Origin of the sequence: Desulfosporosinus sp. I2 (genome assembly GCF_000960765.1) — a bacterium.
Classification (GTDB): domain Bacteria; phylum Bacillota; class Desulfitobacteriia; order Desulfitobacteriales; family Desulfitobacteriaceae; genus Desulfosporosinus.
The window spans coordinates 1-25,057 of record NZ_JYNH01000027.1; the positions used below are offsets into that span (position 1 = coordinate 1).

The window sequence follows — 25,057 nt, forward strand, 5'->3', positions numbered from 1 at the left end:
AACCCTTGAAGAAATATTACAAAGGGGTCTACAATCTAGCCCGATTGGACAATGTCTTGTAGAGCGCAGTGTGGCGGGCTGGAAGGAAATTGAGTATGAGGTTATGCGAGACGACGCGGATAACTGTATTACGATTTGCAACATGGAAAATATTGATCCGGTTGGAATTCATACCGGGGATAGTATCGTAGTCGCACCGTCCCAAACGTTAACGGATGTTGAATATCAGATGCTACGGGCGTCATCCTTAAAAATCATTCGTGCTTTGGGGGTCAATGGGGGCTGTAATGTCCAATTCGCCTTAAATCCAACCAGTCGGGAATATGTTGTCATTGAAGTTAACCCACGGGTCAGTCGTTCCAGTGCACTTGCATCTAAAGCCACAGGATACCCTATTGCCAAAATGGCCGCCTTGCTGTCTGTAGGATTTACTCTTCCAGAATTGACAAATCCAGTGACCGGGAATACCAGTGCCTGTTTTGAGCCAGCTCTAGATTATGTCGTGGTCAAGTTTCCTCGTTGGCCGTTTGACAAGTTTCCTGCCGCGGACCACCGTCTTGGCACGCAAATGAAAGCGACCGGAGAAGTCATGGCTATGGAACGGACTTTAGAAGGAGCCTTGTTGAAAGCGGCACGTTCCTTAGAAATTGGAAGTGTGGGACTTCGGATCAAGGCCTCAGGTGGATGGACAGAGATGGAGATTGAGGATAAGCTAGTTCGAACGGATCATGAGCGTTTTTTTGCGGTGGCTGAAGCGTTTCGCCGGGATTGGACAATTCTTGAAGTTCAAATGCTAACCCAAATTGACCCTTTCTATTTATCTAAAATCAAAGACTTAGTTTCTCTTGAACAGCGGTTGCAGAGGGAGGAGTTAAGCCCTGAGTTACTGCGGTTTGCCAAAGTTCAAGGATTTTCGGACTTAGCGGTAGCGAAGCTTTCCGGGTGTTCGGAAGAGGCCGTGCGTGACATGCGTATAACCTTCGGAGTCATTCCTGTCTATAAGACCGTGGATACTTGTGCGGCAGAGTTTGCCTCAGCAACTCCTTATTACTATTCTAGTTATGAAGAGGAAGATGAGGTTTCAATAAGTACGGGCGCTAAAGTCGTTGTCTTAGGCTCGGGCCCAATCCGAATTGGGCAAGGGATAGAATTTGATTATTGCTCTGTTCATGCCCTGGCTGCTTTACAAGCAGCGGCAGTGGAAGCCATTATGATTAATAATAACCCTGAAACTGTATCCACTGATTTTGATACTGCCGACAAGTTATATTTTGAGCCCTTAACGGTGGAAGACGTGCTTCATGTTTTGGATAAAGAAAAAGCGGATGGGGTATTAGTCCAATTCGGAGGGCAAACGGCCATTAATTTAGCGGGTCGCCTAAGTCTTGCTGGCATACGAATCTTAGGCACGTCGGTCGACGCGATTGATTTAGCAGAAGATCGTGAACGTTTTGCCCAGCTCTTAGGCCAACTCGGAATTCCTCAATCCGAAGGGAGAAGTGTAACATCCGTTGCTCAAGCCAAAAGAGTAGCTGAGGAACTTGAATTTCCGATGATCGTTCGTCCTTCCTACGTCATTGGAGGACGTGCTATGCAAGTTGTCGAAACTCTCGAGGAACTTGAAGATTATTTGAGAAGGGCCATTCACCTCTCTGAAGAGCATCCAATTTTGGTGGATAGGTACTTAGAAGGAAAAGAAGTAGAAGTGGATGCTGTTTCGGATGGAGAAACAACTGTGATCGCGGGTATTATGGAGCACATTGAGCGTGCGGGAGTCCACTCAGGGGACAGTTTGGCGGTTTATCCGCCCCAAAGTTTAACCCCTGCTGAAATAGAACAAATTCAGGATTTTACCTGTCGTCTTGCCGAGGGAATCGGTATCAAAGGGCTTATAAATATTCAATATGTCGTAGTGCGAGGCAAAGTATATGTGCTTGAAGTAAACCCCAGGGCGAGCCGTACAGTGCCTATCCTTTCTAAGGTCACGGGAATCCCTTTAGTAAACTTGGCAGTTCAGGTTTCCCTAGGTAAAACCTTGAAGGAGATGGGATACACCCATGGGCTCGCTCCCGAGGTACCGTTCGTCGTCGTAAAGGCTCCGGTTTTTTCTTTTGAAAAATTGACTAAAGTTGAAACTTCTCTGGGACCGGAAATGAAATCGACCGGTGAAGTCTTAGGGATGGACACTCAATTTGGACACGCTTTGGCCAAAGCGTTTGCGGCCTCAAATATTCCGCTCCCCAACGACGGCAACATCTTAGTTTCTGTGGCGGAAAAGGATCGCCCAGAAGCCATCACCCTAGCCCGCCAACTCGCTCAGTTAGGGTTTGGAGTCAAGGGAACTGGAGACACGGCTAAGGCTTTAGCCTTGTGTGGGGTAGAGGTTGAAGAGGTCAGTGAATCCAGCGAGGCCCTTCAAGAGGCCATTCGGCAACGGAAATTTTCCTTTATTCTCAGTACTCCCACCAAAGGAGTTCCGGAGAGGACTGGTTATTTATTAAGAAGATTAGCGGCGGAACACGGAGTTCCCTGCTTCACATCGATGGATACGGCTAAAGCAGTCGTTCGGGCCTTATATGAAATTCGAAGCCATACCACTCCCCAGGTGCTTTCGTTACAGGAGTATCTGGCCTTGTAGAAGGAAAGATTTTTTTGAACAAAGGGGACTGAAGGGGGTAATTTCAAAGTTAAAATCTATTCTGAATGAGATCGATGAAAACGCTTTTGTTACCATTAGTAGCGTGCATGAAGTTATGGGCGGTCGGTTTAAAAAGAGGGCTATTCATTAATGGGTCGTATTAATAAAGTTGAGGATGAAAAAACTCCTGCTCGATAATTCGTCGAGCGGGAGTTTTAAAGTTGCTAAATGGGTGAAAGCTTCGTTCCACATTTTGGACAATATGCCGTCCCTGCATTTGCTCTTCCACATGAGGGGCAATATTGGGGCGTTTCTGTAGGGGAATTTGGCAAAGGCTCTTCAGGTTCAGATTTTTTTAAGGATATCTTGGGCTCTTCGGATTGAAGGCCTACATTAGATCGATGTTCAGCGGGAGGGTCATTAACGTCCTGGGAGGAAGTGAATGGCAGAGTTGGGATGGGGGTTTGTGTTTCAGGACAGGGTTTTGTAGAATAGGTAGTAGTACGGAAGAAAACAAGAGTTTTGCTATTGAATTATTATGCATATGAATGTATAATAATTCATATTAAAGGAGTGGGTAACGATGGCAAATATTGATCAAACTATTTTTAAAGGACGAGACTTTATTTCGCTTCATGACTTTTCTCAAGATGAATTAAACTGCATTATCGATGTAGCTAGGGAGCTTAAAGTAGATCAAAAAGCGGGACGCCCTCGTCAAGTGCTTCAAGATAAGACTTTAGGAATGATTTTTACCAAGTCTTCAACTCGAACTAGGGTTTCGTTTGAAGTTGGAATGTATCAATTGGGGGGGCATGCCCTCTTTCTGAGCGGTCGAGATATCCAACTGGGGAGAGGGGAAACCATTGCCGATACAGCCCGTGTCCTTTCACGGATGGTAGATGGGATTATGATTAGAACCTTTAGCCATCAAGAGGTCTTAGACTTAGCGGAATTCTCGACGATTCCTATCATCAATGGACTTACGGATCTGTTACATCCCTGTCAGGTATTGGCTGATCTTATGACTATTCAGGAGCATAAAGGACGTCTATCCGGTTTAAAGCTGGCCTACGTAGGTGATGGAAATAACATGGCCCATTCGCTGATGTTTGGCGGAGCAAAAATGGGATTGCATGTGGTAATCGCTTCTCCGCCTGGATATAAGCCAGATCCCAAGATAGTCGCACTGGCTCAGGCAGATGCCAAAAATAACGGTGGATTTGTAGAAGTGGTGGATGATCCTATGGAGGCAGTAAAAGGTGCAGATGTTCTTTACACTGATGTATGGGCAAGTATGGGTCAAGAAGAAGAAGCCCAAATAAGAATGGCAGCCTTTAAAGGGTATCAGATTAATTCGAACGCTTTGAAATTAGCGAACCCTTCAGCCATTGTACTTCATTGTCTTCCGGCTCACCGTGGGGAAGAGATTACCGAGGATGTGATAGAGGGGGCCCAGTCAGTCGTCTTTGATGAGGCAGAAAATCGTCTGCACGCCCAAAAGGCGATTATGGCTTTAACGATGTAGTAGCTTAAAGTGAGTGAAATATGACGAGAAATTATCTTGTGATACGATGAGGATTACGACGAAGAGGGATTGGCATTTCATTTGTTGAATATACGCAAGTCGAGTATGCAAGTCAAGAACCGTCCCCAACTTGCATGACTTTAGTAAGGTAGCTGAAATCATTTAAAAAGAGGGAGATTTATTATGAAAAAAGTAGTATTAGCTTATTCCGGTGGTTTGGATACGTCGATTATTATACCCTGGCTCAAAGAAACATATGGGTATGAAGTCATTGCTATGGCTGCAGATCTTGGTCAGGGGGAAGAGTTAGCTCCTCTGCAGGAAAAAGCCATTAAAAGTGGTGCGAGTAAACTGTATATTGAAGATTTAAGAGAAGAGTTTGTATCGGAATTTATCTTTCAGACGTTAAAAGCGGGAGCGGTTTATGAAGGAAAGTATCTTTTGGGAACTTCCTTTGCTCGTCCACTAATTGCTCGGCGTTTAGTAGAGATCGCGGAAAAAGAGGGGGCAGTTGCGGTTGCTCATGGCGCGACTGGCAAAGGAAATGACCAAGTGCGTTTCGAGCTTAGTGTTAAAGCCTTGAATCCAGACCTAGAAATCATTGCACCCTGGCGGATATGGGATCTCAAGTCTCGCGAGGATTGCATCGATTATGCTGCTGCACGTGGAATTCCTGTTCCGGTGACTAAAGATCGTCCCTATAGTATGGATCGCAACCTCTGGCATTTAAGTCATGAAGGAGGAGACCTAGAAAATCCATGGAATGAACCTAAACGAGATTTATTCCTAATGGGTGTTTCTCCAGAAGATGCACCTGATGAGGCTACCTACTTAGAGCTGGGCTTTGAACAAGGGATACCCACCTCGTTGAACGGTCATAAAATTGCCCCCGTGGCCCTGTTAGAAGCTCTTAACGAATTAGGTGGGAAAAATGGGGTTGGGATCGTTGATATGGTGGAGAACCGCTTAGTAGGGATGAAATCTCGTGGCGTCTATGAGACCCCAGGGGGAACGATCCTTTATATGGCGCACCAAGCTTTAGAACATCTCACCCTCGATCGCCTTACGCTCCATTATAAAGAACAAATTGCCTTGAAATATGCCGAGATTGTTTACGATGGAGTATGGTACTCACCACTTCGTGAGGGGTTAGATGCCTTTGTTAATGTAACTCAGAAAAATGTCACGGGTACGGTACGCGTAAAATTATATAAAGGAAATTGTTCCTTAGCGGGCACAAAATCACCCTACTCCCTCTATAATGAAGCTTATGCTACCTTTGGTGAAGATGGGGTATATGACCAAAAGGATGCCGGCGGATTTATTAACCTTTTCGGGCTTCCGTTAAAAGTAAGAGCATTAATGGAGAAAGAATCAGGGTTGCGCAGCAAATAGTAGGATCAGATAATAAAAATCGAAACAATAAGTCGTGGTAAACTTAGAGAATTCAGACAAGCTAAACAAATATTTGATAAAATAAGCTATGCAAGATAAGCGCCGACACCCGGCGCTTTCTTCTCACTGCAGATTCCGAGTCGCTATAGTACTGTTAAATGAGGCGAATTGGAACGATAACCATAATCCAAATACAACTGATTAAGTCATTCCAATAACTAGGACTAGGAGGTACCAGATTAGCAAATCGTTAAGATGTTTCTATAAAATGACGGTTTGGGAAAAGGGTTGCTCGAAAAGATTTTACTTGAAAGGACGATGTAACGTGAAGCTCTGGGGTGGACGTTTTGAAAAGACTACGGATGCATTGGTGGAAGATTTTCATTCCTCAATACGTTTCGATCAACGCTTATACAAACAAGATATTCAAGGGAGCATAGCCCATGCCAGAATGCTCGGTAGTGTCGGGGTTATCTCTGAAAAGGAAGCAAACGAGTTGATTGAGGGTCTTGCTGGGATATTTGAGGATATCCAAGCGGGAAAGGTAGAGTTCGAGATTGGCGCTGAAGATATACATATGAATGTTGAGAAGCTCTTAACCGAGCGGATTGGTCAGGTAGGAAAAAAACTTCATACCGGGCGAAGCCGCAATGACCAAGTCGCTTTAGATCTTAGGCTTTATTTGAGAGCGGAAATCGATCAAACGAAGGTTCTAATAGAGCGCCTAATTCATACACTTCTTAATTTGGGAGAAGAACATCTTGAAACATGGATGCCTGGCTACACACATATGCAGAAGGCACAACCGATCACCATGGCCCATCACATGATGGCTTATGTTCAAATGTTTTTGCGAGACCTTGATCGACTCAAAGATACCCGTAAACGCTTGAATCTCTCTCCTCTCGGTTCAGGGGCCATGGCTGGAACCACGTTCCCCCTCGACAGAGAGAAGGCCGCTTTGGAACTAGAATTTGATGGTGTAACCTTAAACAGCATAGACGGAGTGAGTGATCGAGATTTTGCCCTTGAATTTCTATCAGCTGCAGCTATTCTGATGATGCATCTAAGCAGAATGTGTGAGGAGCTCGTCCTCTGGTCCAGTGGGGAATTTCAGTTTATCACTATGGATGATGCCTATTCTACCGGATCAAGCATCATGCCTCAAAAGAAAAACCCTGATGTTGCAGAATTAGTGAGGGGAAAGACGGGGCGTGTTTATGGGGATTTGATGGCCTTATTAACCGTTATGAAGGGACTTCCGCTTGCTTATAATAAAGATATGCAAGAGGATAAAGAACAGGTTTTTGATGCAGTGGACACAATTCAGAAATGCTTACTAGTAGTGGAACCCATGTTAAGAACCATGCAGGTTCATCGGGAGACGTTGTCCCGTGGGGCAAAAGGTGGCTTTACGAACGCAACAGATCTCGCGGATTACCTAGCCAAGAAAGGCTTACCCTTTCGAGAAGCCCACGAGCTAGTTGGGCGGATTGTTTTACACTGCAGTAAACAGGGAATTGGGTTGGAAGACTTAAATTTAAGTGATTATCAGGCACTTTCCCCGATTTTTGAAGCAGATTTGTTTGAAGCCATAGGTATCGAATTTTGTGTAAGGGCCCGTAAGATTAAAGGGGGGCCTTCCCCCGAAACCGTTGCCCAAGGAATCCAATTAAGTCGCCAAGTATTGGAAAATTTAAGTTGGTAATCCACGCACTTGTTGGCAGAGTAACAAATTACAGACAATTAATGACAAGAGCTTTTCGACGATTGTCGAATTAGCTGAATATAATGATAAATCATCAGAGTTATAGATAAAAGATTGTGGGCAGATAAAAAAATATAAAATTAAAGGCTAAATACCCGTATAGGGTTTAGCCAAAGTTTGTACCACACTATATTGGTGGCTTTTTCCTTGGAGGTTTTACAAAACACAGGAAAAACCTGTGTATAGTGTGGATAACTCTGTGGATAACATCCTAAAACAATCAATTTTGACGTGGATAAGTTAGGGATAGACGGTGGAAAACTGAAGGAGGCTTGTGGATAACTTCTAAAGAGGTTCGAGGAAATGCGACAATATCAATCAAAAAAATCTAAAGGTGTTCCCTTTAGGTTTTTATTTTAGGCATAAAGCAGGAAAATCCTACCGTGAGGTCGAAATTCTCACGCATGATTTCATCAAGATATTGCATGCTATAGATTATAGATGACAACATGATTTAAGCATAGTGTGAAGCGAGGCTATATAATGGAAAATCAAACCATGTTAACAGATCTTTATCAATTAACGATGATGCAGGGTTATCTAGCCAACGGTTATCACAACAAGGAAGCAGTTTTTGATGTCTTCTTTCGTGAGCTACCATTTAAAGGAGGGTATGCTTTAGCTGCAGGACTTGAACAAGTCGTTGAATATATCGAAAATCTCTCTTTTTGTGAAGAAGATTTGGCGTATTTGAGAAGCCTAAACCTGTTTACTGAGGAATTTATTGAAGAACTGCAAAACTTTCATTTTACAGGGGAAATAGATGCTGTACCAGAAGGGTCCGTAGTTTTCCCTTATGAACCACTGATTCGGGTAAAAGGACGAATTTTTGAAGCACAGCTCCTTGAAACCACCATTCTGAATTTAGTCAACTTCGAGACTCTAATTGCTACAAAAGCTTCACGGGTGGTTACAGCCACAGAGGGCGGTGCGGTCATGGAGTTTGGTCTGCGCAGAGCGCAAGGACCGGACGCCGGAATTTTAGGAGCACGAGCTGCCTTTATCGGAGGATGTCAATCAACGTCCAATGTTTTAGCCGGCAAACGCTACAAAATCCCTGTTTCGGGGACTCAAGCGCATAGCTGGATCCAATGCTTTCCCTCAGAGTTGGAGGCATTTCGCGCATATGCACGTACTTTTCCAGATCGATGTTTGCTGCTTGTCGATACCTATAGTGTTTTAAAGTCAGGGGTGCCGAATGCGATAACGGTTGGACTTGAGCTAGAAGCAGAAGGCTATCATTTCCAAGGAATTCGTTTAGACAGCGGAGACTTAACCTATTTGTCTAGAGAGGCCCGACGGATGCTGGATGATGCTGGACTTACACGTTCAATTATTGTGGCCTCAAATGATCTAGATGAAGAAACTATCTTTGCCATTCGAGCACAAGGTGCAGCAATCGATTCTTGGGGGGTTGGCACAAATCTCATTACATCCAAAGATTGGCCTTCCTTAGGAGGAGTTTACAAGCTAGCTGCTGAGGGAGAAAAGGGGGTTTTTCATCCACGACTTAAGGTTTCAGAAAACATCTCCAAGATTACTAACCCCGGCATCAAAAAAGTCGTGCGTTTCTACGATCGAGCCGGAAAGGCCATGGCAGATCTTATCGCACTGGAGGATGAAGTTTTCGCAGAAGGGAAACCGCTGACGATTTTTGATCCTATCCAAACGTGGAAAAGAAAAACGTTAACCAAGTTTAAGACCAAAGAACTCTTAACCCCAGTCTTTAGAGAGGGGAAACGAGTCTGTGAATTGCCAAATCTTAACGATATTCAAACCTATGCCCGAAAGGAATTAGACACTTTCTGGGATGAAGTGAAGCGATTGACGAATCCGCACCGTTATATTGTGGATTTATCGACTGGTCTCTTTGATATGAAACAACAATTACTCTTAACCATTCATAACGATATTAAATCTAATAATCAAGGGGTGGACTAAAATGTGGACAACCGATGAATTAACAGAACGTATCAATCAAGCGGTAGACTGGTTACGCACAAAGGTCACAGAAGCCAACGCTAAAGGATTAGTGGTAGGAATTTCTGGAGGGGTTGATTCAGCCGTTGTCGCCGGACTTTGCAAATATGCATTTCCGGATAATTGTGTGGCCGTGATAATGCCCAGTAATTCAAATCCTGAAGACCAAGAAGATGCGCTGTGGATTGCCGAAGGGTTTGACATTAGGCCTATAGAAGTGGACTTAAGTAATGCTCATACCCTGATCTTCGAACAAGTCATGAAGGGTCTGAAACAAGGCGGAAGAGATGTAGTAGGGGGAAAGATGAGTCAGGGGAATTTAAAGGCTCGGTTACGTATGTCGACACTGTATACTGTAGCCAATGCCCTAAATTACTTGGTTGTGGGTACGGATAATGCTCCCGAAAGCTATACTGGATACTTCACAAAGTATGGCGATGGTGGTGTGGATCTTTTGCCGATTAGTTCTCTCACTAAAGCCGAGGTGCGTGCTTGGGCGGGGATGTTAGGCCTTCCTTTGAGAATTGCAACTCGTGTCCCTACTGCTGGACTTTGGCCTGGACAGACGGATGAATCGGATCTAGGACTAACCTATGATCAGATCGACCGATATTTACTGGGGGAAACGGTTGCCCCTGAGGTAGAAGAACGTCTTGAAACCTTGCATCGCCAAAGTGAGCATAAACGTCATATGCCTCCCAGCCTCGAGCTTCCAAAGTTGAAGGAGATCGAGTAACGTGCGAATTGGGGTAGACATTGATGGGGTTGTCTCTGATAGTTATCCAGTTTGGTTACAAGAGTTGAATCGACACTATGGAAAGAACATTGCTGTCATAGACGATTATGACATGCATTTAACGTTTGATGTTCCGCCTGAAGATATGAACGATTTCTTTGTTGGTAATGTGGAACGGTTACTTATGATGCCCGAGCCAATTCCCGGTGCCAAAGAAGGGATTGAAACACTTCTTCAAGAGGGACATGAAGTGATTTATATTACGGCTAGGACACCTGATCAGAAGGACCTTACCATACAGTGGTTTAAAATGCGAGAAATTCATCATGAACATGTGCTTTTTACCGGATTTGATAGTAAAGTAGATTTTGTTAAGCAATGGGGAATTGAGGCTTTTATCGAGGATTATCAAGTGAATGCGAAATTAATCTCCGAATGTGGAATTCCGGTATTCTTACTTGATACGACTTACAATCAAGAGGAACTTCCAACGGGCATTACACGTTGTCATAACTGGGACGAAATCCTTAAAGGAATACAGGGACTTAATCCCTAGAATGTAAAGAGAGACATTATTATATTGCAACTTAAAAATGCCCTCCCGTAGTAGAATGTAATATCATTCTACTACGGGAGGGCTCGTTGTCGTTAGTCAGCTGACAATCCCTAATCCGACCTTATAAATATCTCCTGCCCCTAGGGTAAGGACGAGATCTTCAGGTGCAATTGTTTCAGTAAGATAATTTTTGATGTCATCCAACGGTCCAATGTAGCGGGCTTCGATCCCTTGAAGCTGGATCAGTTCTGCTAAATTCACAGCAGATACGGTGTAATGTTCTTGCTCTCGTGCTGAAGCAAAAATGTCAGCAATTACAACTTCATCGGCTCCTTGAAAAGCTTGTGAGAACTCAAGCAGAAGTTTTTCGGTGCGACTAAATGTATGAGGCTGGAAAATAGCTCGAATACGTCGATTCGGGAAGGAAAGCCGTGCTCCTTCGAGGGTCGTGCGGATTTCGGTAGGATGATGGGCATAGTCATCGACAATCATTGCCCCATTGGTATTACTACCTATATGTTCAAATCGTCGTTTAGTTCCATTGAAGAGGCTTAAGCTAATTAGAATTTGGTCGATGGGGATTCCGATTTCCCGGCAAACGGCAATCGTTGCCAAGGCATTAATAATATTGTGTTTCCCTGAGACGTTCAGATTCAGGTCTCCTAGATAGTGACCCTTAACCATGATTTTCATGGAGCTTTTTTCGTCTTTAAACTTAATCTCAGTTGCCCTGATATCCGCCGATTCAGAGAGCCCAAAAGTGGTAATGGGTGCGGACCCTTTAATAGCCTCTCGATTAGGATCTTCAGCCCAAACATAAATATGACCGCGCTCTGGAACCTTGATGGCTAGTTCTGCAAACGCTGAGATAACATCCTCAAGGTCCTTAAAATAATCCGGATGATCAAATTCTAGGTTAGTGATAATGAGGTGTTCGGGAGAGTAGTTAAGGAAATGGCGCCGATATTCACAAGACTCTGCTAGGAAGAATTCGCCTTTACCGCAATGTGCATTACCGCCAATATTAGGCACATCACTACCGACCACGATGGTTGGGTCCAATCCGGCTTGGAGCATAACTAGCCCAATCATGGCAGTTGTAGTTGTTTTACCGTGTGTTCCAGTGACAGAAATACCACGTTTTTTAGCAAGTAATCGCCCGAGATATTGAGGGTAAGTCAAAATTGGAATATTTAACTCCAGGGCCCGAGAAATTTCCGGATGCTGATTTGTGTACGCAGCAGAGATGACTACTAAATCTGCATTTTCCACATTTTCCGGAGAAAACCCTAAAACGGGAATATGGGCACGCTCTAAGACAAAGTCAGTATAAAAACGTTCTTCAACATCAGATCCTGTTATAATAGCATCCTCGAGCTGTGCACTAATTTGAGCAAGTGCGCTCATTCCGGTCCCTTTGATACCTACAAAATGAATATGTAATGCCAAGGCATATCGTCCCTTTCATGTATAAACTCTACCCTCCATTATACCCAAACTTGAGCTGAAAAGTATCATTTTATGTTAGGAAAATTTTAACTAACTATTATTGGGCGGTTTTCGTTCGTAACCAGTGACCATGGCCTGAAGACGACTGATATCTTCCGTTGAACTTAGATAAATGTGGACAGGGATCGTCGCCAAAAAATAAATGGTAATAGTAAACTTTATCCAACGAAGAACTTGAAACCCTCCTACTAGATGCCAAAGCCAAATTAAATGCTTCCCTTGCCAATAGGAGACTAGACCGAGGAGACTGGCAACCAGAAAAAGAAGGAACCAAGAAAAATAGATTAACAATTGTCCACTATTATACTTTCTACTGGGCGGGGGAGCCGGACGAAGGAAGAAATAATAGGCCATTAGTTTGGGAAGACGCTTGAGATCATGGATTTTTGGGATCAATGAATTATCCCGTTGGATCAAGGCATCGGCGATTCTTAGAGCCACAAATCCCAATGCAAACCAGCCAAAGACTAGGTGGGCAGTCAACACCTTCCCATAGTTTAGAATCAAAAAATTTGCCGGTTTATGTAATTCAAGGCCAGTTAGGAGAATTACAGTTAGACTTGCTGCGAATCCCCAGTGAAAGATTCTAACCCATATCGGCTGAAAAAGGACCATCTCTCCTTTAATGGATGCCCGTTTTAGCTTTATTAGGACAGGTTTTCTCATTTTAAACGGCTGCTTCATAAAAAGTTACCTTGCCCCCATTAGGTATACGATTAATCATATCAATTTAAGGGGGTGCTTTCCTTAAAATATGCGATCAGACTTGAATCTTTAGTTTATATAAATTTTGGCCGTCCATAATATGGACACTGCAGGAAAAACAGGGGTCAAAGGAGCGGATAATCCTGCCCGCTTCCATGAGATCCTCAGTTTGGATTTTTAAACCGAGTAAAGATGACTCCCCGACACTTCTGGTTCCTGTTTCATCCCTTGACCCAAAGTTTAGGGCAGACGGTGTAATGATTTGATAGTGATTAACTCGCCCATTTTTTATAGACACCCAATGTCCTAAGCTTCCACGCATGGCTTCGTGGAGACCGATCCCAATCCCGGAGTCCTGCTCCATTTTAGTATCAAGTGTTTTCGACCCAGGTTCAAGACGATTAAGCCATTCCAAAGTGGTTTTAGCAAGCTTTTTGAGTTCTAGTGCGCGTGCCCATGTTCGGGGAATGGCACCATGACCGATGACTGCTTCTTTGTTGATAATAGCTCGCGCTAAAGGTCCTACTTCAACAGGCTGGCCGCGGTAACGAGGAGATTTAACCCAAGAGTACCCTTTGGCTTGACTGAGGTCGGGGACAGTATCCTCTTCCATAGGGTGTAAAGGACCATGGGGTTTATACCAAGCGTTTGTCACATCCTCCGTGACTTGTTGTTCATCGAAGTTTTCTTGCTTTCCTTGGAGAATCACACCTTGCGGGAAAAGGGTGCTTCCCTCAGGACTGGAAAAACCTCCGACTGACAAGTAATTGCCGTTCCCTTTACCCAGGTTGATGTACTCAGGATAACGCTCCTTAATCAATTCAACATCCGGAAGCAAGACATCGTCAATAAAACTCAGAACTTCCATTATGTATCCCTGATATCGGCTCACTTTATCGGCATCAACTTCCATAGTCGTACCACCGGGAACAAGCCCATGACCATGAGGCGCTTTGCCGCCGAAAACTGCAAAAGCAGCATGGGCAACTCGAGATATTTCTATAGCTTTGAAATAGTGTTCGGTCATAGCAGTTGTTTCTTGACTGGATAAACGAAGGTCGAATTCGGAATGAGGAAGAAAAGGAGCAATGTCCGGGCCACGGAAATAATCCGGTAGGATGTATAGATAAAGGTGTCGAATATGATTTTGGATAAAGTCACTGGCCAAGATGAGATTGCGTACTAACAATCCGTTCGGAGGAACGTGCATTCCTAAAGCCTGCTCAACTGCCAGTGCCGCAGTAATAGCGTGAGCGGAGGAACAAATACCACAAATGCGTTGGGTGTAATAAGGCATATCCATAGCAGATCGACCGACAAGAATCTGTTCGAATCCTCGATAGAGAGTATCAGAAATAAAGGCGTCTTTGATTTCCCCATTTTCTAGCCAGGCCTCTAATAACATGGGAGCGTGAAGTCGGGTCAACGGAAAGATGGTTCTCTTCTCCAGAATGTTCACTCCTTGTTTGGGAATAAATTTAGAATTTTTTCATACTAGTCAGAAAGTATAACTTCGTTGTATACTGCAAGAAGGCTAATACGTGCGAAGACAGTGTATTCGTCTGGAAGCATAAGGGCAACTAAGGCGGCCGCCTACGCCAAGGCTGCAAGCTGGTTTACACGTGCGAAGACAGTGTCTTCGGGCGCCAGCCAAGTTTTCTTTATCTAGGCTACAGAACTTATTTCATGTTCTTCTTAAGTTTATATTGATGGATAGTCTTCACTTTTTTAACGCTAGGCCTATTTGGAGCCTTGACAGAGGCTTTAAGTAAATTCTTTTGGAGTCGGCCATTATAGAGCGCAGTGGCAGCATGCCCTACTAGAGCGACAGAGGTCAATCCTAAAACTCCAAGTCCGATCGCATCAGTAGAAACTTTAGTTCCTCCAGGGAAGGGGATATCGGGTAGGTGAGCAGTAAAGGGCGACATTAAATCCGGGTAACCGGGTTCAGTACATCCGATGCAGGGCGTGTTACACCCAATTGGCCAATTGAGATGGTCATTCCAACGGCGAATCGGACAGTCGGCATAGGTAACAGGTCCTTTACAGCCAACTCTAAAAAGACACTGCTTTTGTCCTATATCTGTGGCGAAAATTCCTTGATCATAGTCACGCCTGCGAGGGCAACGGTTATGCACAGTTTCTGCATAAAAAAGTTTTGGCCTTCCGAATTTTTCAAGTTCAGGTTCACCATATAAGGCTAGATGGAGTAGGGTTCCCATAATCCAATCTGGATGGGCAGGACATCCAGAAACATTAATAACTCTTCGTTCGGGGAGAATGTTCTGTACCCCAGTCGCCTGAGTTGGATTGGGATAACCTGCAACTGGGCCGCCGAAAGTCGCACAGCTGCCAATAGCAACCACGTATTTGGCTTTAAGGCCCATGCGTCTGACAAGTTCCAGCCCAGTAATAAGCTTACCATTATCAAAGACTACATGGTTATAATGACCGTTGTCACGCTGGATCATTGAACCTTGGACAATCAAAATATATTCGTTGGGCATTTTTTCATAGGTTTCCTGAAGCACTTTGTAGGCGCTAGCTCCCTGAGTCTGCATCATGCTCCAATCATAGCGCCAATCAACGATGTTACTGAGGATATCGGAAAAGGTTGGGGTCCAAATATTATCAAGGGAGATGCTATCCCCAGTACAAGTGCCTGTCTCAATCATCACCACGGGAAGTTTTTTAACCTCACCAGCTACGACTGATTGGGCTAAGGATGGGGCAATAAGTTCACAAAAGTTACCCATAATGGCGCCTTTAATGACTAATTTCAAAAAGTCCCTTCGGCTTAGCATATAACTCCCCTTGAGAGGGTATTATTTCCAGAAAGGCAAAGTTAAACCCTAAAAACTCCATTAAAAATAAGAAAAAAAAAATATTTGACGAAATCACAAAAATGGAGTAAAATTACTATCGTCCGTGTAATGCCGATGTGGCTCAGAGGTAGAGCAGCTCACTCGTAATGAGCAGGTCGTCGGTTCGATTCCGACCATCGGCTCCATAGGAAACTTAGACCCCGCAAGTGATTGCGGGGTTTTTAGTTTTATGCAGAGGTTGCATAAAACTAGGTAATGGGGACATTTTGGGACAAGCTTTACAAATTGGGACAGAATGAAACTTAGTAATAACCTAAAAACAAAAGAACTGGCTGGCTTTAGCTTCAATATAATTGTGGTTGAGACGCCCTTGAATACGTAGAACATAAGAAAAGATAACCACGAACTAAGGATAGTTAACTGGTCGTGGTTATTTATTTACAGTCAAAAGAGAACGAGTGGGTTAATCGAGGCCATTAGATTTAGGCAGATCCGTAATGATAATGTTACCTTGAAAAAGGCCCCACAATTCTCCCGTTAAAGAGAACGTGGGGCACGAAGACCCTCTGAAAATTATTGGCGCTCTTAAGTTAATATTCTATCATTAGAATATCAAAAACAATTAGGGACTATAAACGCTCATTGTCTTATGAACCATAATATGCGTCATAATGTTCATCAACATATTCTGGTAATGGCTTAATTACAGATAAGGTGAGCTCTAACGAAGGCATTGAAAGAGTCTCTTCTAAAAGACTAACTCCATCAAAATGATCTGACCACACATTACTTGACACACGTCGGGATAAGCAGGATATGTAGAAACCATATTCAAAGTAATCAAGGCAGTTGAAGAGATGTGCAACTGTCCTCTGTCTCGAATTACCCCCAAAAAAAGTGGCGAATGAAAAGTCCACTTTATGCATTTATTCTGAGATAAAACTATTGCTCCTAAATCTTCTGTTGCTTTTATAAATCTTATAGCGGTAGAAATTAAAGATGTATCGTACTTGTTTGATAAATCTATGATAGTTGAGAGACTTAACTCATGTTTTTTTACATCTGGCAAAAAATGATTTGATGGCATTAATAGTTCAGGCGAGAATTGATCGGCCTCTGATTCTGCAATTTTATCAGGAGTGTAGTGATTCAAGTCGTTGAGGCTACATTGATAAGTATCCTGCAGATGTGATGGTATAGAATAATGGCCCAGCTCATGTCCAATACTGAACCGTTTACGATGCCCATATGTTTCTCTGTCGTTTATGATAATCGCTGTTTTTCCGTTCTTTTGTGCTATTAGAGATTCACAACTTAACCCTGAATTGTAATTGAGCACTATTCCAAGGTTCGTACAGATAAGTTCAACAGGTGTCGGTATTGTGTTGATTCTTAATTGGGCCAAAAGCTCCCGAGCGTAATGCTCGGGAGGTAGGGACTGGGTAAGATAACGTGACATTAATCATCACTCTCCCAAGAGGGAGCTAATAATATCTAAATCACTATTAGAAATTGTATTACCTCTCGCGGCTACAGCCTGAGGTGCGAATAGCCTTTCGACCGCATTACGGTTGAATCTCCATTCACGGCCTACCTTTGACGCAGATAATCTACCATCTTTGAGCATGTTATAAATTGTTTGTTGTGAGACTTTTAGTAAATCAGATACTTCTTCCACGTTTAAAAATACTGGCTTTTCGACTAACTCAGAATCAGCATACCCTCGTGCTATTTCCTGGATCATCTTGGCTTCTTCAGGGTCGTACACCTTGTGATTGCAGGGGATACAGACGTAGGGCTCCACCCCCTCGATTTCTATTTTATATTTTCCCCACGATGCGGAGACAGAGGTTTTGATTTTTTCCATCTCAGAACCACAGTATATGCACTTCATTTACTTGTCCTCCTTATCAAAATTCCTCCAATGAATTCCCAAACTTCATCCATGGTAGAACACACTGTTACTACCTCTGGAAAAGGGTAATTATCGGCAACTACTGCATAGTAACCAGGTATGCCAGCAGTAGCTTGTTGAAATACTACTTTAACGTCTCTGCCGTGATATTGAGTTTCGATATTTGTCCCATATAAAATACAATCATAGACTTGATCAATCGTTATCATTCTTTCGCCCATGCGGTCCATGGCGTGTGAAGAAAAGCCAAGTTTTTTACTCCAGGCAGAGGACCTAATAGAATCTTCAGGAGTTCGAGGCATGTTAATAACTCCCTCTCTATAATATAACCTAAATTGATATAAAATAACATAAAATAAAAAAATAAATTTTAGTTATAGCTAGACATATACACCTATCTCCCATAACCGCAGCCGTCTCTCTGGCAAGCAACGCTGAAATCATGAATATACATGTTCACTACCTCTTTAAATACGCTTTGGTGTCTATCCCCTTACTCTGAGCGTAAGGTAACAGCTCATCCCAAAAGTCATTCTCATGAACTATAGTAATCGGATGACCTGTTTTCCTCATAATTACCGCCTTTTCCACCTTTCTTCCATAGCACGAATAAGCCCAACATGGATTGCCATCAGCGCCAACTATGAGATAATCAGTGCTTTTGGTTACGGTGTTACTAAATTTACCTCCAGATAATTCGATTAATGACTTTATCTGTTCTCTCTGGGTAAAAATTGAACTTCCAGTCAAGCAAAACGTTGAATCCTCTATTGTCATCTCAGGGCAAGCTGCGCATATACCTTTAATGTTATACATCGATTTCAATTCGTCCAGCTCAGTCCTGCTTATGTTTAGTGATCGGGACGTATTGACGAATTCACCGAAAAAGGCTTTTAGAATGTTCTTCTCATCCTGATCAATTTTTCCGTCGGCTAGAACCGATATAATCAAACTGTCAATTTCATCATAAGGATAGCAACCTTTTAAGTCGTCGTTTTCAGCAAGCCACTCAGACAAATTTCTTATTTCAGCTTCGGTTACTTCGTTATCGGCCAGTATCCCGTGGCAGAGGCCATAAAGCCGTTGTAATGAGGTAGTAATATAATCATAGAAACCCTCAGAATTTTGGAGGTTTTTAGCAAGCCAAAAAATATCCTGAGCTTCTTCATCCGTTAAGATATTGTCTTCTAGCGCAGAATCAATGATAGGCAATAACTGATTGAAAGGATGCCTGCTTTCATACTTGCGATAAAAGTTACACCAATGGCGTAGTTCATCAAGTTCTTTCGGGGTGATTTTCTTGTCTAGTGTAATCCCTTCTATGATCCCGATAAGCGTATTAAGTATGGTATCTAATTCTGATTTGCTAGTAAATTTCCTATAGGCCATATCGTCATAAGAGCTAATAGCGTTAACCATCTTTTATCATCTCCTTACCTTACTCCATACCCAGGTGCAGTCACCCTGGCACACAATTAAGATATTGTGAATTGACTGTAAGAGACATTTTCCCACATGATTTTTGTCTGAATAATCTAGTTAACATAAACATTTTATCCTTCGACAGTTAAGTAAATATTCCTACCTTATGACACTCTTAATGGTTATGCGACTATTTTCGCAGAAAATATTAAAAGACCTCGTACTGGGCTTTTTATATTTCAGAACAGAATTCCCCTTAATTTTCACCTCACCCACTCAGATAAACTCGCAGACAAAGATCGAACCAGTAGTGTAGTACGGTTCTTTCTCGGTACTCATTGGTTGCTCTGGAATTAATAGCTACATAGTTGTTTCTGTACCGATACAGCTTTTTCCCTTTACGTGTCCAGTCCTCAAATAAATTCTTAAACGTGCTGATAATAACCTCATCAGTTTTTGCCTATGCTTCACTCACAGAATAATCATTTGCTATCCAGTGATGGCACTGGTTTGCGGTTAAAAATGACAGAAAACGACTCGTAATGAGCAGGTCGTCGGTTCGATTCCGACCATCGGGTCCATAGGAAAGTTAGACCCCGCAAGCGATTGCGGGGTTTTTGCTTTGATTTTATGACCAGTTCAATTGCCATTTTAGACTTGTTGTTGCCAACGGTTTTAGAATTTATTTCTATTTTGATATAATTCAGAGGATATCATTATCGGCATTATCTTTGATTCCCTGCTTACTGGGTTTTATATATGGTTATCAATACGTGACAAATAATACGGGGTTGAGTGCCCCATGGACATGTAATAGGAGAGGGGTATTCCCAATAAACCGTAGGATATCCTGTGTAATAGATAACGTGCTGATAATAACCTTATCAGTCTTTGCCTTTGTAACATTGATAGAGTAGTTCCAGATGTGGCTTAGCAGGGTTTGGAGTTCTACTGGAGTTGCCTTCTCTGATAGGTGCGTAGAGGATAGTGTGTAGTCAATTCCATTCTTTGTTCTACCTTAACCTATTAAATTCATTTTACCTTCGTATATCTTTAGCAGTTCATTGATTTGTGAAGTATCCCCGATACCTGAGTATGCCGTCAACTTACTATTGCTAACTGATTTCAATTCATATTCTAACTTGTGATAATCAAAGAAATATTTAAATAAACTTCCATCAAACAGATAAGTTAACACATAAGTTTCAGCGAATGACTCAAAGATACTTACTGGGAAGTTCCAAATATAATCCTTGTTTTTGTACTGGTAAACATTGTTAAAAACGCAGAGTTCTTTGTACTCGGAAAGTCTACCTTTATAATCAGGTTTCCCATTCCACTTAACCCAGTTATCTTCAAGATTCAATATTCCAGTCTCTAGCATTAATTCCCAATCATCTTTAGGCATATCAAGACTATCAACAACATCAATAACTTCATCAAGGATTAACACATAATTCATTTTTTGTAATAACGCCACCACTTCACCGTCACACCTCTGGAACAAAGCGTGTGTTGTACAGATGTTCTCGCCAGCACCTAAGAGTATTTTCAGTGATTCTAATTTGCTACCCTTAAGAGTCAATCACGGTTATCTTCTTCATTTGTAAAACTCCCTTTCAAATTAAAAAGAGACTGGCATTAGTACCAGCCTCTATTTCAAGTTCTCCTAGTTGTTTACACTGTCCTCACATTTCTCACAATTCTCGCAGTTACCATCACAATCACTGCAAACAGGCTCTTTTTTCACCCAGAACACAATAAACTCGTTTTCATCATAGGTCTCATATTTGATGATATCGTTGAACTCGTATCCAAATATTGCCTTTAGCAGTGCTTCCTCTGGGGTATAACCCTCTAGTTTAAATAGTTTTGATACCTCGGCGTAGGTTAAAAGCACTTGACCGCCCTGTGCGAAAGTGAGGAGAGCGACCCTTCTTTCAAAGGGATTTAGTTCTTTGATTTTGTCAAGTACCTTTTTCTCATGAATGTCCTTTGGACATCATTATGAGACAGTTCCTATTGATTAATTTGGTTTTTACAAGAAAGCTATTTCTAGAAGATCACACCTAAAGCGATAAGAATCAAAATAGCAATAGCAATAATTCCTACACCGATACCATGACCAACGCCACTAGAGATAGGGGGATGACAGCATACTCCACTCATTCCACCATAACCCATTCCACCATAACCCATTCCAAACATTAATTATTTCCTCCTTTCAAATTAGAATACAATTCCCATTGCGATAAGCAGAAGAATGATTACGACAACAATCGCAATTCCTTCTCCAAAACGGTTACTTGGTCTGCAACAATCATCACGATCAGCACCACCAAATGCCATGTGCATTTCCTCCTTTGTTAAGAGATAGCACATAATATGCATAGGCTGGATAATGTGGAACAATATGGAAATAAATCACTCCTGAGAATTTGGTTCTATGATGGTAATAAATTTGAACAAACAAGGATAGCCCCCATCTTCGCGCTAAGAGCTATCCTTAGAAGTTTGGGTAGGAGGGACGATAACTTCAGACGCGGTGGCTGGTGCCACTGTACTGGGGGCTGTATCCTTTATGGCAGTTACGTCTCGTTGTTAACTTAGACCCCGCAATCGATTGCGGGGTCTTGTTTTTTATGCAGAGGTTGCATAAACTTCATTTAGTTGCCCAAACGTTGCCCAAATCTAACAAAAGGCTGCTCTGAACTTAATAATCTTCAGATCTATCTCCCCAAGCCTTACCTAACCAAACCGCAGCACTTATACCAATAGCATGGATGACTAAAGATCGAGGACTCAATAAACTCTTTTTGCTTTTCATCATTCTCATCATTTTCATCATTCTCATCATTATAAAAAAACCCCCTATTAACTTTGTAGCAAGTCTAGTTTTTGTTATTTCTGTCTTAATAATACTAGTAAAAATTTGTAAAGCATAAAAGGTTGTTTAAATGAGAGTGAAGGGGTTATTAATATATTTTATCCAGCCTGTCCAATAAATGTTCATGGGAGGAGTAAGGCGTATGATCAGAAGATAAAAGAGTTGAATGTTTCTTCAGATAGGAAAGTAAATTAAAGGATTTTATTTTGTTATGTAGAAGTATTTACAAATATTTGATTTAGGAGATGGAGGTGTATATTTTGAGTTAAGAAGAACCTAGTAATTGTGTAAGATCAGCCATCTCCGAATAATATTTAATTAATAACGGAAATGGGGGGTTGAATTGATAGCAGCAAAATTCTATAGAATAGAAGATTGGGAAAGGTTTGTTGATATAAAAAAGGAGTTAATAGAGTTAAAGGCATATCGACTTAACCTTCAAGAAATGGTAGATAAGAGAACAGAAGAACTTAAGCTAGAGTTCGAGAAAAGGGTAGATATTGAACGTAAATTAACGATGTTAGAACGTGAAGTGTCTAAACTAGAACGGCTTAACGTCATCGGTCAATTGGCGGCAGGTCTTGGACATGAAGTTAGAAATCCAATGACTACAATAAGAGGCTTTCTCCAAATGCTTCAAAACAAAACGGATTTGGTTACATATAAGAGTTATTTCGACCTGATGATTGAAGAAATCGATAGAACGAATTCCATAATTACTGATTTTTTATCAATCGCTAAGAATAACCCGACAGTCAGGAGACGACAGTGTTTAAACCAGTTATTAACTAACTTATTTCCCTTAATCCAAGCAGACGCTTTTAGTCAAGGTAAGAAGTGTGTTTTTGAACCAACAGATATTACAGAGGTTGAAATAGATCCAAATGAAGTTACTCAGCTAGTTTTAAACTTTGCCCGTAACGGTTTTGAAGCAATGCCCCTAGAAGGATGCCTAACTATTAAAACATTTATGGATGGGGAAATCGCCGTTTTAAGTATTAAAGATGAAGGAAAGGGTATCAATAATGAGCACATCTCAAAACTTGGGACTCCATTTTTCACGACAAAAGAAAATGGCACCGGGTTAGGCTTACCAATGTGTTACAGTATTGCAGATAGGCATAATGCACTTATAGAATTTAAGACGGGCACGGATGGAACAACTTTTTTAGTTCGATTTCCCCAACCGCCGGAATAAACACGAATTCTTAGTTGTGATGAGTCATATAGTCCCTCAGCCATAGCATATGAAATTCTTCATCTAGAAGATATTCCATAAGAGTATCGCGGAGTTCAGAATAATGTTTATTTTTGCTCTCCGTAATAAACGTTCGATAAGCTTGCATAGCCTTATTTTCTAATGCTATACCCAGCTTGCATGTATTATGCCGACCCGTTGACCCTACCATCTCGCCTACAAAATCTCCGGCTAAATCAAATAATGAACCAGTAAACGTTGGGAGTTCAATTTGTGCTTTCTCTAATACTTGAGCAAAAAAATCCGCATGACCACTTTCGATTTGGACCATCTTTTCAAAGGCTTTACAATAGTATTCATCCGTCGATGTTGAAATTTGAGCTTCGTAAAATGCGACTTGAAATGTTTCTAGTGCATAGAACTCCTTTAAACGGAAAATTAACTTATCGTCCAATTTGCTTAAAACCTCGTATTTTCATAAATTACTGTTGGGAATTCATAAAAAAGGTTGTTTTGTACGAGAATTAGTATTAGATAATATAAACGATCGTGAAATGAGTAACCTTGTCCAACCATCTTGAATAGTATGTGAAAAGGGGTGGTTGAGATGAAACTGTGTATTGATCCGGGGCATGGAGGCTATGATTCAGGAGCTGTAGGTAACGGATTGCAAGAGAAAGACTTGACGCTAGACATTTGCCTTAAACTTAAATCTATACTTGAGTACAATGGTATAAATATTATTCTTACTCGTGCTGGAGATTATGCGCCTGAATATCAAAACAATTTAAATGGGGATCTATCTGCTCGCGTGAAGATAGCAGAGGCAGCTCAAGTAGACCTTTTTCTTTCAGTGCACATTAATGCTGGCGGTGGCACTGGAGTAGAGGTGTTAATTAGTGGTACTGGTGGACGCGCAGAAACGGCAGCGAATAAGGTTTTACCTTATCTTGTTCAAGCGGGTGGTTGGGCAAATCGTGGAGTTAAAACGCAAAATGTATTCGTGCTTAGGGAAACGAGTATGCCTGCAATACTAACCGAAAATGGATTTATTGACCAAGTTAAGGACACGGCAAATTTAAAGGACCCGAACTTCCGTCAGTCACTTGCGGTAGCTCATGCTAAAGGGATCTGCGACTATTTTGGGGTTCAATATAAGGAACCCGTTTCGAATACAGAACAGTCAACACCTAATGTTATGTACCGTGTTATTTTAGATGGCGTGCAGGCTATGGCTTTGAGCTCTCAAGAAAGCGCGATTACAACAGTTAAAGAAGCGGTTAATCGTGGCCAATCGACCAAGGGCATTGTACAGCGAACATCGGATGGAGTGAACGTTTTTGAATATGTAGCTCCTTTGGCAGCTCAGAAAACTTCAATTATGGGCGTAGAAACGATTACAGTTGAGCAGTGCCGCCAGTTTCTAATTAAGAATAATCCCTCCGCACCGGATATTGTTCCTTTTTACAAGAGTAATGGAGAACTATTAGGAATCAGATGGGGTTACGCGGTGGCTCAAATGATCCTAGAAACTGGTTACCTCAAATTCGGCGGAGATGTAAAGGCTGATCAAAACAACTTTGTTGGAATTGGGGCTATCGGAGGTGGGGCTCCGGGCGCGTCCTTTTCTTCACAAGAAGAAGGGGTATTGGCCCATTTAGAGCATCTATTTGCGTACGCTTCAATTGAGCCGTTGCCCAATGGGATTCCAAAGGTGGACCCGCGCTTCAATTTGGTGAAAAGAGGAAGTTGTCCAAACTGGGAAGATCTAAACGAAAATTGGGCAGTACCGGGGCTGAAGTACGGTGAGGATATAGTCAAGATCTATGATGAAATTGCCAAAGAGCAAATTAGTTCCAACACAGGAGAAACGTCTTTGTTAAAAAAGATATATCAACAAATAGCGGATTACTTTAAAGGGGTATCATGATAATTAGAAAAAGGGGAAACGAAATAGAGGGACAGGTGAACGAAATAGAGGGACAGGTGCATTGT

General features: G+C 42.1%; 23 protein-coding genes, 1 tRNA gene and 1 pseudogene. 12 read left to right on the plus strand and 13 right to left on the minus strand.

Going from position 1 to position 25,057, the window contains the following annotated elements; genetic code table 11:
- The 9 genes and pseudogenes from carB to UF75_RS08790 form a co-directional block, all read left to right on the plus strand.
- A partial coding sequence (carB, locus tag UF75_RS08760) for a carbamoyl-phosphate synthase large subunit (protein ID WP_045574230.1) occupies window positions 1–2,638 on the plus strand: 2,638 nt, incomplete at its 5' end.
- Window positions 2,639–2,678: 40 nt separating this feature from the next.
- Window positions 2,679–2,789: pseudogene (locus tag UF75_RS26945) on the plus strand (DUF2179 domain-containing protein); the annotation flags it as partial.
- Window positions 2,790–2,866: 77 nt separating this feature from the next.
- Window positions 2,867–3,022 carry a hypothetical protein gene (locus UF75_RS28115; RefSeq protein WP_156146321.1) on the plus strand — a complete coding sequence of 52 codons (156 nt, stop codon included), beginning with the start codon at window positions 2,867–2,869 and terminating at the stop codon, window positions 3,020–3,022.
- Window positions 3,023–3,221: 199 nt separating this feature from the next.
- The gene (argF, locus tag UF75_RS08765) at window positions 3,222–4,166 is read left to right on the plus strand and encodes an ornithine carbamoyltransferase (protein ID WP_045574231.1); all 945 of its coding nucleotides are present in this window, start codon (window positions 3,222–3,224) and stop codon (window positions 4,164–4,166) included.
- Window positions 4,167–4,349: 183 nt separating this feature from the next.
- Window positions 4,350–5,561, plus strand: coding sequence for an argininosuccinate synthase (locus UF75_RS08770; RefSeq protein WP_045574232.1), 1,212 nt, complete (start codon window positions 4,350–4,352; stop codon window positions 5,559–5,561).
- Window positions 5,562–5,886: 325 nt separating this feature from the next.
- Window positions 5,887–7,269 (plus strand): argininosuccinate lyase, encoded by a 1,383-nt coding sequence (argH, locus tag UF75_RS08775; RefSeq protein ID WP_045574233.1) that lies wholly within the window; start codon window positions 5,887–5,889, stop codon window positions 7,267–7,269.
- A 543-nt stretch (window positions 7,270–7,812) separates the two neighbouring features.
- Entirely contained in the window at window positions 7,813–9,270 is a 1,458-nt protein-coding gene (locus UF75_RS08780) for a nicotinate phosphoribosyltransferase (protein WP_045574234.1), read from the plus strand.
- Window position 9,271: 1 nt separating this feature from the next.
- A complete protein-coding gene (nadE, locus tag UF75_RS08785) occupies window positions 9,272–10,045 on the plus strand; it encodes an NAD(+) synthase (protein ID WP_045574235.1) in 774 nt (257 codons plus the stop codon).
- Between the two features lies 1 nt (window position 10,046).
- Complete coding sequence (locus UF75_RS08790; protein ID WP_045574236.1) at window positions 10,047–10,601, plus strand: hypothetical protein; 555 nt, start codon at window positions 10,047–10,049, stop codon at window positions 10,599–10,601.
- A gap of 96 nt (window positions 10,602–10,697) precedes the next feature.
- Here UF75_RS08790 and murC read toward each other — a convergent pair whose 3' ends face one another.
- From murC to UF75_RS08810, 4 genes are all read right to left on the minus strand, one after another.
- Window positions 10,698–12,050 (minus strand): UDP-N-acetylmuramate--L-alanine ligase, encoded by a 1,353-nt coding sequence (murC, locus tag UF75_RS08795; protein ID WP_045574237.1) that lies wholly within the window; start codon window positions 12,048–12,050, stop codon window positions 10,698–10,700.
- 90 nt (window positions 12,051–12,140) lie between these two features.
- Window positions 12,141–12,794, minus strand: coding sequence for a cytochrome b/b6 domain-containing protein (locus UF75_RS08800; RefSeq protein ID WP_045574238.1), 654 nt, complete (start codon window positions 12,792–12,794; stop codon window positions 12,141–12,143).
- A gap of 76 nt (window positions 12,795–12,870) precedes the next feature.
- Complete coding sequence (locus UF75_RS08805) at window positions 12,871–14,274, minus strand: nickel-dependent hydrogenase large subunit (protein ID WP_197079356.1); 1,404 nt, start codon at window positions 14,272–14,274, stop codon at window positions 12,871–12,873.
- A gap of 220 nt (window positions 14,275–14,494) precedes the next feature.
- Window positions 14,495–15,619 (minus strand): hydrogenase small subunit, encoded by a 1,125-nt coding sequence (locus tag UF75_RS08810; protein WP_045574239.1) that lies wholly within the window; start codon window positions 15,617–15,619, stop codon window positions 14,495–14,497.
- 131 nt (window positions 15,620–15,750) lie between these two features.
- Between UF75_RS08810 and UF75_RS08815 the strand changes: the two genes are divergently transcribed.
- Window positions 15,751–15,825 (plus strand) — tRNA-Thr (locus tag UF75_RS08815).
- A gap of 563 nt (window positions 15,826–16,388) precedes the next feature.
- On the opposite strand, the gene UF75_RS08820 is transcribed toward UF75_RS08815, so the two are convergent.
- The 8 genes from UF75_RS08820 to UF75_RS28120 form a co-directional block, all read right to left on the minus strand.
- Complete coding sequence (locus UF75_RS08820; protein WP_045574240.1) at window positions 16,389–17,099, minus strand: ImmA/IrrE family metallo-endopeptidase; 711 nt, start codon at window positions 17,097–17,099, stop codon at window positions 16,389–16,391.
- A gap of 6 nt (window positions 17,100–17,105) precedes the next feature.
- Window positions 17,106–17,534 carry a helix-turn-helix domain-containing protein gene (locus UF75_RS08825; protein WP_045574241.1) on the minus strand — a complete coding sequence of 143 codons (429 nt, stop codon included), beginning with the start codon at window positions 17,532–17,534 and terminating at the stop codon, window positions 17,106–17,108.
- Window positions 17,531–17,857, minus strand: a complete 327-nt coding sequence (locus UF75_RS08830) for a DUF4258 domain-containing protein (RefSeq protein WP_045574242.1) — start codon at window positions 17,855–17,857, stop codon at window positions 17,531–17,533. The genes UF75_RS08825 and UF75_RS08830 overlap by 4 nt, the downstream gene beginning before the upstream one ends.
- A 157-nt stretch (window positions 17,858–18,014) precedes the next feature.
- The gene (locus UF75_RS08835; RefSeq protein WP_045574243.1) at window positions 18,015–18,974 is read right to left on the minus strand and encodes a BRCT domain-containing protein; all 960 of its coding nucleotides are present in this window, start codon (window positions 18,972–18,974) and stop codon (window positions 18,015–18,017) included.
- Window positions 18,975–19,995: 1,021 nt separating this feature from the next.
- The gene (locus UF75_RS08840) at window positions 19,996–20,562 is read right to left on the minus strand and encodes a hypothetical protein (RefSeq protein ID WP_045574244.1); all 567 of its coding nucleotides are present in this window, start codon (window positions 20,560–20,562) and stop codon (window positions 19,996–19,998) included.
- Window positions 20,563–20,646: 84 nt separating this feature from the next.
- Window positions 20,647–20,877, minus strand: coding sequence for a hypothetical protein (locus UF75_RS08845; protein WP_045574245.1), 231 nt, complete (start codon window positions 20,875–20,877; stop codon window positions 20,647–20,649).
- 155 nt (window positions 20,878–21,032) lie between these two features.
- Window positions 21,033–21,185 (minus strand): hypothetical protein, encoded by a 153-nt coding sequence (locus UF75_RS29010; protein ID WP_197079357.1) that lies wholly within the window; start codon window positions 21,183–21,185, stop codon window positions 21,033–21,035.
- 505 nt (window positions 21,186–21,690) lie between these two features.
- Window positions 21,691–21,834, minus strand: coding sequence for a hypothetical protein (locus tag UF75_RS28120; RefSeq protein ID WP_156146323.1), 144 nt, complete (start codon window positions 21,832–21,834; stop codon window positions 21,691–21,693).
- A gap of 373 nt (window positions 21,835–22,207) precedes the next feature.
- On the opposite strand from UF75_RS28120, the gene UF75_RS08855 reads away from it, so the two are divergent.
- Window positions 22,208–23,062 carry an ATP-binding protein gene (locus tag UF75_RS08855; protein ID WP_052693077.1) on the plus strand — a complete coding sequence of 285 codons (855 nt, stop codon included), beginning with the start codon at window positions 22,208–22,210 and terminating at the stop codon, window positions 23,060–23,062.
- A gap of 10 nt (window positions 23,063–23,072) precedes the next feature.
- Here the strand turns inward: UF75_RS08855 and UF75_RS08860 are convergent, their stop codons facing one another.
- Window positions 23,073–23,516: a ferritin-like domain-containing protein gene (locus tag UF75_RS08860; protein WP_045574247.1), complete on the minus strand. Its 444-nt coding sequence runs from the start codon at window positions 23,514–23,516 to the stop codon at window positions 23,073–23,075.
- A gap of 153 nt (window positions 23,517–23,669) precedes the next feature.
- On the opposite strand from UF75_RS08860, the gene UF75_RS26190 reads away from it, so the two are divergent.
- Window positions 23,670–24,992 carry an N-acetylmuramoyl-L-alanine amidase gene (locus UF75_RS26190; protein ID WP_052693078.1) on the plus strand — a complete coding sequence of 441 codons (1,323 nt, stop codon included), beginning with the start codon at window positions 23,670–23,672 and terminating at the stop codon, window positions 24,990–24,992.
- Window positions 24,993–25,057: the final 65 nt, after the last annotated feature.

Bases quoted from the DNA above. Each gene is read 5' to 3' on its own strand.
- UF75_RS08770 (WP_045574232.1), top strand. From the start codon at position 4,350: ATGAAAAAAGTAGTATTAGCTTATTCCGGTGGTTTGGATACGTCGATT.
- nadE (WP_045574235.1), top strand. From the start codon at position 9,272: ATGTGGACAACCGATGAATTAACAGAACGTATCAATCAAGCGGTAGAC.
- UF75_RS26190 (WP_052693078.1), top strand. From the start codon at position 23,670: ATGAAACTGTGTATTGATCCGGGGCATGGAGGCTATGATTCAGGAGCT.
- UF75_RS08825 (WP_045574241.1), bottom strand. From the start codon at position 17,534: ATGAAGTGCATATACTGTGGTTCTGAGATGGAAAAAATCAAAACCTCT.
- UF75_RS08820 (WP_045574240.1), bottom strand. From the start codon at position 17,099: ATGTCACGTTATCTTACCCAGTCCCTACCTCCCGAGCATTACGCTCGG.
- UF75_RS29010 (WP_197079357.1), bottom strand. From the start codon at position 21,185: ATGTTTGGAATGGGTTATGGTGGAATGGGTTATGGTGGAATGAGTGGA.
- UF75_RS08780 (WP_045574234.1), top strand. From the start codon at position 7,813: ATGGAAAATCAAACCATGTTAACAGATCTTTATCAATTAACGATGATG.
- UF75_RS28120 (WP_156146323.1), bottom strand. From the start codon at position 21,834: ATGATGAGAATGATGAAAATGATGAGAATGATGAAAAGCAAAAAGAGT.
- UF75_RS08810 (WP_045574239.1), bottom strand. From the start codon at position 15,619: ATGCTAAGCCGAAGGGACTTTTTGAAATTAGTCATTAAAGGCGCCATT.
- UF75_RS08835 (WP_045574243.1), bottom strand. From the start codon at position 18,974: ATGGTTAACGCTATTAGCTCTTATGACGATATGGCCTATAGGAAATTT.
- UF75_RS28115 (WP_156146321.1), top strand. From the start codon at position 2,867: ATGGGTGAAAGCTTCGTTCCACATTTTGGACAATATGCCGTCCCTGCA.
- UF75_RS08800 (WP_045574238.1), bottom strand. From the start codon at position 12,794: ATGAAGCAGCCGTTTAAAATGAGAAAACCTGTCCTAATAAAGCTAAAA.
- UF75_RS08830 (WP_045574242.1), bottom strand. From the start codon at position 17,857: ATGCCTCGAACTCCTGAAGATTCTATTAGGTCCTCTGCCTGGAGTAAA.
- argF (WP_045574231.1), top strand. From the start codon at position 3,222: ATGGCAAATATTGATCAAACTATTTTTAAAGGACGAGACTTTATTTCG.